Origin of the sequence: Staphylococcus croceilyticus (assembly GCF_002902575.1) — a bacterium.
In the GTDB taxonomy this organism is placed as follows: Bacteria; Bacillota; Bacilli; order Staphylococcales; family Staphylococcaceae; genus Staphylococcus; species Staphylococcus croceilyticus.
The window spans coordinates 18458-28660 of record NZ_PPRD01000037.1 but is presented as its reverse complement, the minus strand read 5'-3'; the positions used below and the strand labels follow the sequence as shown (position 1 = coordinate 28660).

The window sequence follows — 10203 nt, the reverse complement described above, 5'->3', positions numbered from 1 at the left end:
GCTCAATAACGATTAATCTTTACGTCATATTATAACATATTTTAAGGCTAATAGTTGTATAAATTTTTAGGTAAAAAATATGAAACGGGAACTACACAGAAGTTAGTATAATTTCATCTTCCTGCCCCAGCAAGGATAATTAGAAATGATAAAAGCTTAATATGTGTGCATTTTCAATTCAGTTAGCTACTCTCTATATGTCAAAAAAGCCTGGTACATTGTATAATGTTCCAGGCTTATTTAAATCATTCTGTGAAATTTAGATTCAAATTAAATTATTTTTTATTTACTTTTAGATTCAATATATTTATTAAATCCTTCTTGTAATTTACGAGTAACAGGTCCTACTTTACCATCGCCAACAGTTTCACCATCAATTTTAACTACCGGTGTAACTTCAGCAGATGTACTTGATACAATGACCTCGTCAGCATTTTTCAAGAAATCCACAGTAAATGTTTCCTCTTTAAATGGAATGTCATAATCCTCGGCAATCCATTTAATTACTCTGCGGGTAATACCATTCAAAATGTAATTATTAACGGGATGAGTATAAATCGCACCATCTTTAATCGCATAGACGTTACTTGAAGCACCTTCAGTGACAGTGTCACCTCTATGTTGAATTGCTTCGCTGGCATTATATTTTACAGCATATTCTTTTGCAAGCACGTTACCTAGTAAGTTTAAACTTTTAATATCACAGCGTAACCATCTAATATCTTCAACTGTAGCGGCATTGATTCCATTTTCTAAATCTTCATATGGACGGTCATAACTTTTAGCAAAAGCCATTAATACAGGTTTAACGTCTGGCGTTGGGAATGAATGATTACGTGGTGCTACACCTCTAGTTGCTTGAATGTAGATACCACCGTTTTTAATATCATTAACTTTTAATAATTCTCTTACAATATCGATCAGCTCTTCAACTGAATACCCTAAATCGATTTGAATTTCTCCAGCGCTTCTAACAAAACGTTCAAAGTGTTCATCGACTGTAAATAATTTACCATCGTAGGCTCTGATATATTCATAAATACCATCACCAAATACATATCCTCGGTCTTCATATGATACTTTAGCGTCTTCTTGGTTTACAAACTCACCGTTAATAAATACTTTTGTCATAGTTTATCCCTCCACACATAGTGAATAAATTGCTTCTAAATAGATACTTGTTGCGTTGAATAATTGTTTCTTAGTAATATATTCATTCTTTTGATGCATTAAATCTTCTGAATCTTCAAACATAGCGCCAAATGCTACACCTTTATCAAGGTTTCTCGCATAAGTGCCTCCACCAATTGTATAAGGTTCTGTCATATCGCCAGTTTGGTTTCTGTATGCAGTGACAAGTTTTTGTACAAATGGATCATTTTTATCTACATAATGTGGTTGTTGAACTTTACCTAGTTCGACTTCAAAGCCTTGAGCTTTAATTTCGTTAGTGAAACGTTCAATTGCTTCTTCAAATTCGAAACCTTGTGGGTAGCGTAAATTCACACCGAATCTACCCGCTTTTTCTTTGTCATAAGTGATGATACCTACATTGGTAGTTACATCGCCCATAATATCAGTATGGAATTTCATACCCATTTTTTCGCCAAAATGAGATTCATGTAAATAGCGATTACTAAATTCTACAAACTCTTTCGCAGTTTGATCAAGGTTAAGCGTTGATAAAAAGTCTAAAAGATATAAACCTGCATTTACACCTAATGAAGGATCCATCCCATGTACAGCTTTACCTTCAACTGTTAATACTAATTCGCCACTATCCACAACACTTTCACCTTGTAAGCTATGTTGGTCTAAATAATGTTCAAAGTGTTGGACTACGTCTGTCATATTCTCTTTAACAAAGACGCGTGCTTTAGCAAAATCAGGTACCATGTTATAACGTTGACCTGATTCGAAAGATAATAACTCATAATTTGGTTCATCTGAATCGTCAGCAGTATTTGTTTGCACTAAATCAAATGTTGTAATTCCTTTTTCACCATGAATAGCAGGAAATTCTGCATCCGGAGCAAAACCTAATGTTGGCATTTCTTCAGTTTGGAAATATCTTTCTGTACATTTCCAATCTGATTCTTCATCTGTACCAATGATGATATGGATACGTTTTTTCCAGTCCACATTCATTTCATTTAAAATTTTAACTGCGTAATATGCTGCAATTGTCGGTCCCTTATCATCTAAAGTACCACGAGCAATGATAGCATCGTCAGTTACTACAGGATTGAAAGGATCAGAATCCCAACCATCTCCAGCAGGCACAACATCTACATGACATAATATACCTAGTACGTCGTCACCGTTACCCGCTTCAATACGTCCTGCAATGTGATCTACATCGTGTGTAGAAAAACCGTCTCTTTTCGCAATTTCGTACATGTAATCAAGCGCTTTTCTAGGGCCAGGTCCAACTGGCGCATCTGTTGAAGCTTGAGCATCATCTCTAACACTCTCAATTGAAAGCAGACCTTTTAAGTCATCAATAATCTGACTTTCATATTCTTGAACTTTTTCTTTCCACATTCGAGATCAACTTCCTTTTCAATAGATATACCTATTATTTTACATAAATATGACTTCAAATTACAGTAAGATGTCAGAAAATTTATAAATTCTATAAAAAAGGAGTGAAACTCCAAAATCAAATAAACTTGATTTCTTTGTTTCACTCCTAAAAACATCTTATTAAAATAATATTAGTCTTTATCTTCTAAAGCATTTTTATTATCTTTTAAATCTTCTTCATTTACAACACGTAAATTATTATTTACTGTTGCGCCACCTTCATCATCAAATTTTCCTTCTTGTAAAGAATCTTCATTATTTGAATTTTGGGCTGTGAATTTAGATTTTTCTTCTTCAAGAAATGCTTTTGGATCATTTTTTAAACGATTAGCATAATCTTGAGGGTTATTTCTTACGTCTTGAATTTTTTCATTTGCTTTAGCACCAATTTGGTTAGCTAAGTCTTTCGCATTTTCTTTATAACCTTCTGGGTCTTGTTTATATTTGTTATATTGTTCTTTTAATTTATCTCTGCTTTCTTTACGAGATAATACAACTGCAGCACTTGCAGCACCAATTCCAGCTAGAATTCTGAATAAACCTGCTCTTTTAGCCATAGTTAACACCTTCTCCTTTTGTTATTGTTGTAAAAATTGTATTTCTTCATCAGTAAGTAATCGATACTCTCCTGATTGAAGATTACCATCTATCGCTAGATTAGCGATTTTAAGACGTTTTAATTCTAATACCTCATTTTCGATGGCATGAAACATCCTTTTTACTTGATGATATTTTCCTTCATAAATTGTTACATGTGAAATTGTATCGTTAACTTTAACTAGTTGGGCTGGTTTGACTGGCCCGTCAGATAGTTCGATTCCCTTTTCAAAAGCTGAAATATCGCTTTCTTTAATAGGAAATTTCGAGACCACTTCATATGTCTTAGAAACGTGTTTCGTAGGACTCATAAGATTATGATTAAATTGTCCGTCGTTAGTAATGAGGAGCAATCCTTCTGTATCTTTATCAAGTCTGCCTACTGGAAAAATATCAAGGTGTTGATACTCTGGTATCAAATCTATCACTGTCTGAGCTGAATCATCGTGAGTAGCTGAGATGTAGCCTTTAGGCTTATTAAGCATAATATAAATATTATCTATAAAGTCAATTTTTTCTCCATTAACCGAAATTTCATCTTGCTCAGGATTAATTTGAGTTTTAGGAGACTTCTCAACTTTTTGATTTACTTCTATATTTCCTTTTTTCAATAACTGTTTAACTTCAGTTCGTGTGCCCACGCCCATATTAGCTAAAAATTTATCTAATCTCATCTTAAGAAACCAACTTTGCGTCGAATTTTACCAGGTAATTCTCCTAAGAACTCATCAGCTAAGCGATTTTTAATAGTAATTGTGCCGTAAATTAATGCACCCACAATAACACCTACAATTAAGATAATTAATGCGCCAATTTTGCGTTCTACAGGAATAAAGAGACTTAAAATAAAGTACACAACCTCTACTCCTATCATCATAATTAAGCTATAGATAAAGATTTTTGCAACTTGTACAAATGTATCAGTAAAGTGATATTTTGCATAAACTTTTAAAATCATTAAATTTGCTATATTCGCAGCTAATAATGCTATGGCTGTACTTAACACTGCCCCGGCAGTATGGAACATCATGATGAGTGGGAAGTTTAAAATTAATTTTAAAAGTACTGAACCTAAAATAACAAAGACTGTTAATTTTTGCTTATTAATACCTTGTAACATTGAAGCAGTTACACTTAATAAAGAAATTAAAATTGCAACTGGTGCATAGTAGAATAAAATCTTATTGCCATCAGGATTATATTGATAGAACACTGTATATAATGGTGATGATAATGCCATAATACCTAAACTTGCTGGAACTGTGATATACATTAAAACACCAATTGATGTTTTAATTTGTCGGTGCATTTCTGTTAAGCGCCCTTCAGCAAATGTCTTAGTGATATAAGGAATTAAACTCACTGCGAAACCTGCTGCTAATGATGTCGGTATCATTACGATTTTATTTGTCGTAAAATTTAAAATTGTAAAGAAATAGTCTTTATTTGTATGCATTCCAGCAGCATCTAATGCATTATTATGTGTAAATTGGTCTACTAAGTTAAATAACGGGAAGTTAAGACTTACGATAACAAATGGAATACTATAAGAAATAATTTCTTTGTACATTTTAGTATAAGAAACATCTAATCCACTGCGATCAGAAGCCACCATTTCTTCGATAAATGGTTTACGTTTGCGCCAGTAGTACCATAGCGTAAAGAGACCAGCTATCGCGCCAATAGCGGCAGCAAAAGTCGCAATACCATTCGCTTGTAAATATGTACCATGGAATACATTCAGAACTAAATAACTACCAATTAAGATAAAGATAATTCTAGCGATTTGTTCAGTAACCTCTGACACAGCAGTAGGTCCCATTGATTCATAACCTTGGAAGACACCACGCCATGTAGCGAGTAATGGAATAAATACCACTACCATACTAATAATTCGTATAATCCAGGTAATTTCGGCTACTGTCCAACCGATTTTTCCTTCTTTTTGACCAAGGGTGATACTCGCAATTTCAGGAGCTAAGAAGAATAAAATTAAAAATCCTATAATTCCTGAAATAGTCATTACAATAAAGCTAGATTTGTAAAGCTTTTGTCCTACCCTATAGGCCCCTAATGCATTATATTTTGCTACAAATTTTGAGGCAGCTAAAGGTACACCAGCTGTTGCAACAGCAATAGCGATGTTATAAGGAACATAAGCATAGTTGAAAGGTGCTAATTTTTCTTCAGCATTCGCACCCATGATTGCGTAAAATGGAATTACAAAAAGCACACCTAATACTTTAGTAATTAAAATACTTAAGGTTATTAGGAAGGTGCCTCGTACCATTTCCTTATTTTCACTCATATTTAATCTTCCTACCTTTAAAATTAATCATTGACTTGATTGATTTACTTTTTACTTCTGCATGTTTTCTAGACTTGCATTACTATAAAATATATCACAAAATACTTATTGTTTCCTGTATCTTTTTAAGTTTTCAAGAATTATTCTTATAATAATAAATTTATTAATGAAGCATAATTTAAAAATTTAGAAGTATAAATACTTTGTTTAGCGTAACTTGTCATCTATCTTTTGTAAATTCTTACGATATTCATAGTAAAAAATGATAATTCTAGATAAAATATTAACGAGTCATAATGGAGGTTAAAACATGTACCAAACGATTATTATTGGTGGCGGTCCAAGTGGACTAATGGCGGCAGTCGCTGCTAGTGAGTCTAATAACCGAATTCTTTTATTAGAAAAAAAGAAAGGTTTAGGACGTAAGTTAAAAATTTCTGGAGGTGGACGTTGTAATGTTACTAATCGTCTTCCCTATGCAGAAATCATAAAAAATATACCTGGGAACGGAAAATTTCTTTATAGTCCTTTTTCAATTTTCGACAATGAATCTATTATTGAATTTTTTGAAAGTCGTGGCGTTAAACTTAAAGAAGAAGATCATGGCCGTATGTTTCCTGTATCAAATAAATCACAAGATGTGGTAGATACTTTAATTAATACGATTAAAGAGAATCACGTTGAAATTAAAGAAGAAACAATCGTTAATAATATTACATTGACTGAGGATAATCATTTTAAAGTGACGACGCAAAATGGTGAATTTATTTCTAAAACTGTCATTATTGCCACAGGTGGTACAAGTGTTCCTCAAACAGGTTCTACTGGAGACGGTTATAAATTTGCAGAACATTTAGGCCATACTATCACCGAACTCTTCCCTACTGAAGTGCCGATTACTTCTGCCGAACCGTTTATTAAATCTAAGCAATTAAAAGGTTTAAGCCTTAAAGATGTAGAATTATCTGTCTTGAAAAAGAACGGCAAAAAACGTATAAGTCATCAAATGGATATGATATTCACACATTTCGGTATAAGTGGTCCAGCTGCCCTACGCTGTAGCCAATTTGTTTATAAAGAGCAAAAGAATCAAAAGAAACAAGATATTATGATGCAACTTGATGTCTTTCCAGATATTAAACAAAATGAATTAGAACAAAAAATTAAAAATATGCTTAATGAAGTTCCTGATAAATATGTGAAAAATAGTCTAAGAGGTTTAATTGAAGAACGTTATCTACTCTTCATGCTAGAACAAGCGGGCATTGATGATGAAACTACGTATCATCATTTATCTAATCAACAACTCACTCGATTTGTTGAATGTTTAAAAGGTTTTACTTTTACAGTCAATGGCACGCTACCTATCGATAAAGCATTTGTCACAGGTGGCGGCGTAAGTTTGAAAGAAATTTGGCCGAAAACAATGATGTCTAAGATACAACCTGGCTTATTTTTATGTGGTGAAGTATTAGATATACATGGCTATACAGGTGGTTATAACATTACGAGTGCTTTGGTCACTGGCCATGTCGCTGGACAAGAAGCAGGACGCTTTGAACCAGAAGCAGAGCAGTAATGCTGGCCCCCTGCCTTTGATTTTATGTTAAATTACAAATATTTATTTTAAAACTAAAAAACTAGCTCGAAAGACTTGAATATCTTCTTTCGAGCTAGTTTTATATTTAGTAATAAGATTTTAGTATTATTTAGATACTTTCGATGTCTGTTCCTTCAGTACCCCATTCGTTCATGCCACCTTCAACGTTTACAGCATGAATACCTTGGTCTTCTAAATATTTGACTACTTTTGCACTACGCATACCAGCAGCGCAAATAATGTAGTATGTTTCATCTTTTTTAAATTGATTTAAGTTATCAGGAATTTGATCCATTGGAATTGTTTTAGCTCCAGGAATAATTCCCAATGCAGTTTCTTCATCAGTTCTTACATCCACAATATTCACTGGATTAGCATCTAATACTTTCTCTTTTAATTGATCTACACTAATAGATTCCATTTGTAAAACTCCTTTAATTTTATTTAGCAACAATGTTAACTAGTTTTTGAGGTACAGCAATTATTTTCTTAATATCTTTACCTTCAATTGATAGTTTAACATTTTCATCTTGTAATGCTAAATCTTGCATTTCTTCTTTAGATAAGTCTTTAGGAATGTTTAATTTAGCTCTAACTTTTCCGTTAACTTGTACCACGATTTCTACTTCTGCGTCCACAAGTAATGATTCATCGTAAGTAGGCCATGGTTGGTACGTAATTGTATCTTCATTACCTAATCGGTTCCATAGTTCTTCACCGATGTGTGGTGCAATTGGAGCTAACATTTTAACAAAACCTTCTGCATAAGGTTTATAAATTTCGTTGACTTTATAGCAATCGTTAATAAATACCATTAATTGACTGATAGCAGTATTGAAGTTAAGTGTATTAAAGTCTTCTGTCACTTTTTTAACAGTTTGGTTATACACTTTGTCTAATGAATTGTCGTTGTTTTCCACAATTTTATCAGAAAGTGAACCATCTTCATTAATGAATAAACGCCATACTCTATCTAAGAAACGTCTAGAGCCATCTAAACCATTTTCACTCCATGCAATAGCAGCATCTAGAGGTCCCATGAACATTTCATAAAGACGTAATGTGTCAGCACCATGTGATGCTACGATATCGTCAGGGTTAACTACATTACCTTTAGATTTACTCATTTTTTCATTACCTTCACCAAGAATCATACCTTGGTTAAATAATTTTTGGAAAGGTTCTTTAGTTGGTACAACGCCTAAATCATATAATACTTTATGCCAGAAACGCGCATATAATAAGTGAAGCACAGCATGTTCTACCCCACCGATATATAAATCAACTGGTAACCAATGTTTTAATTTTTCAGGATCAGCTAACATTTTATCATTATGAGGGTCGATATAACGTAAATAGTACCAGCAACTACCTGCCCATTGTGGCATTGTATTCGTTTCACGACGACCTTTCATGCCTGTTTTTTCATCTACAACATTCACAAACTCATCAATATTTGCTAATGGAGATTCGCCAGTGCCTGATGGTTTAATTTCATCTGTTTCTGGAAGTAATAATGGTAATTCATCTTCTGGAACAGTTGTCATTGTACCATCTTCCCAATGGATAATTGGAATAGGTTCTCCCCAATAACGTTGTCTACTGAATAACCAGTCTCTTAATTTATAATTAACTTTCTTTTCTCCAGCGCCTTTAACTTCAAGTAACTCGATTGCTTTTTTGATAGCCGCTTCATTGTCTAAGCCATCTAAATCGCCTGAGTTAACATGTGCTCCTGCGCCTGTGTATGCTTCTTTTTGAACGTCGCCACCTTCAATGACTTCGATAATTGGTAAATCAAATTTAGTAGCAAATTCATGGTCACGTTCATCATGAGCTGGTACTGCCATTACTGCACCTGTACCGTAACTTGATAATACGTAATCAGCAATCCAAATTGGTAATTTCTCACCTGATAATGGATTAATTGCGTAAGCCCCTGTGAATACGCCTGATTTGTCTTTAGCTAAATCTGTACGTTCTAAGTCAGATTTTTTAGATGCTTCTTCTTGATAACGTTTAACTTCTTCTTTTTTATCTTCTGAAGTGATGTCATTTACTAATGCGTGTTCAGGACTTAACACTAGGAATGTAGTACCATAAATTGTATCTGGACGTGTTGTGAAGACATCAATTGAGGCATCTTTATCTTCAACTTCAAAAGTAACGCGAGCACCTTCAGAACGGCCAATCCAGTTACGTTGCATATCTTTGATTGATTCAGGCCAGTCTAATTCATTTAAATCTTCTAATAAACGATCTGCATATTCTGTGATTTTTAATACCCATTGTTTCATAGGACGACGGTATACTGGATGACCGCCACGTTCAGATACGCCATCTACAACTTCTTCATTTGATAACACTGTACCTAAAGCTGGGCACCAGTTAACTGCGACTTCATCTACATAAGCAAGACCTTTGTTATAAAGTTGGATAAAAATCCATTGCGTCCATTTATAATAATCAGGGTCAGTCGTATTTACTTCTCTGTCCCAATCATAACTGAAACCTAATTCTTGAATTTGACGTTTGAACGTTTGAACATTTTGTTTAGTAAATTCTCTTGGATCGTTACCTGTATCTAAAGCATATTGCTCAGCTGGTAAACCAAACGCATCCCACCCCATTGGGTGTAATACATTGTACCCTTGCATACGTTTATAACGTGAAATAATATCTGTTGCTGTATATCCTTCTGGATGACCTACGTGAAGCCCTGCACCTGATGGGTATGGGAACATATCTAATGCATAAAATTTCTTCTGACCTAAATTATCACTAGCTTTAAAAGTTTTGTTCTCAGCCCAATAATTTTGCCATTTCTTTTCGATTTCTTTGTGATTGTAACCCAAAGTTTCTCCTCCTAAGACAAATAAAAAACACCTCTAACTATTACATTTTAAAGGGACGACTTTAAGCCGCGGTACCACCCTAATTCACATAACTATGTGCACTTGATAATAGTAAGAGATGTTTTAAATTTAATTATTTAACGGTAAGTTCACTTAATTCTTAACACTAGTTTGCACCACCACTAGCTCTCTGTTGAAAAGTCTTTAAGCTACTACTCCAATACAATTTAATATTATGAGATTCGCGACGTATTTGC

The 10203-nt window shown here is 33.8% G+C and carries 8 protein-coding genes and 1 other annotated feature; of the genes, 1 reads left to right on the top strand and 7 read right to left on the bottom strand.

Annotated elements, in window-relative coordinates:
- Positions 1-282: 282 nt before the first annotated feature.
- The 5 genes from dat to CD128_RS05990 form a co-directional block, all read right to left on the bottom strand.
- A complete protein-coding gene (gene dat, locus CD128_RS06010) occupies positions 283-1131 on the bottom strand; it encodes a D-amino-acid transaminase (RefSeq protein ID WP_103329130.1) in 849 nt (282 codons plus the stop codon).
- A gap of 3 nt (positions 1132-1134) precedes the next feature.
- The gene (locus tag CD128_RS06005) at positions 1135-2544 is read right to left on the bottom strand and encodes a Cys-Gly-3M3SH dipeptidase (RefSeq protein ID WP_103329129.1); all 1410 of its coding nucleotides are present in this window, start codon (positions 2542-2544) and stop codon (positions 1135-1137) included.
- A 173-nt stretch (positions 2545-2717) separates the two neighbouring features.
- On the bottom strand, positions 2718-3143 hold the full coding sequence (locus CD128_RS06000) for a YtxH domain-containing protein (RefSeq protein ID WP_103329128.1): 426 nt from the start codon (positions 3141-3143) through the stop codon (positions 2718-2720).
- A 21-nt stretch (positions 3144-3164) separates the two neighbouring features.
- Positions 3165-3857 (bottom strand): pseudouridine synthase, encoded by a 693-nt coding sequence (locus tag CD128_RS05995; RefSeq protein ID WP_103329127.1) that lies wholly within the window; start codon positions 3855-3857, stop codon positions 3165-3167.
- Positions 3854-5491, bottom strand: coding sequence for a putative polysaccharide biosynthesis protein (locus tag CD128_RS05990; protein ID WP_103329126.1), 1638 nt, complete (start codon positions 5489-5491; stop codon positions 3854-3856). Before CD128_RS05990 ends, CD128_RS05995 begins: the two co-directional genes overlap by 4 nt.
- Before the next feature lie 310 nt (positions 5492-5801).
- Here CD128_RS05990 and CD128_RS05985 point away from each other — a divergent pair, with 310 nt between their 5' ends.
- Complete coding sequence (locus tag CD128_RS05985) at positions 5802-7070, top strand: BaiN/RdsA family NAD(P)/FAD-dependent oxidoreductase (RefSeq protein ID WP_103329125.1); 1269 nt, start codon at positions 5802-5804, stop codon at positions 7068-7070.
- Between the two features lie 130 nt (positions 7071-7200).
- Here the strand turns inward: CD128_RS05985 and CD128_RS05980 are convergent, their stop codons facing one another.
- Positions 7201-7512 carry a rhodanese-like domain-containing protein gene (locus tag CD128_RS05980; protein ID WP_103329124.1) on the bottom strand — a complete coding sequence of 104 codons (312 nt, stop codon included), beginning with the start codon at positions 7510-7512 and terminating at the stop codon, positions 7201-7203.
- Between the two features lie 19 nt (positions 7513-7531).
- Positions 7532-9946 (bottom strand): leucine--tRNA ligase, encoded by a 2415-nt coding sequence (gene leuS / locus CD128_RS05975; RefSeq protein WP_103329123.1) that lies wholly within the window; start codon positions 9944-9946, stop codon positions 7532-7534.
- Between the two features lie 48 nt (positions 9947-9994).
- Positions 9995-10181: a binding site (T-box leader), on the bottom strand.
- Positions 10182-10203 lie beyond the last annotated feature (22 nt).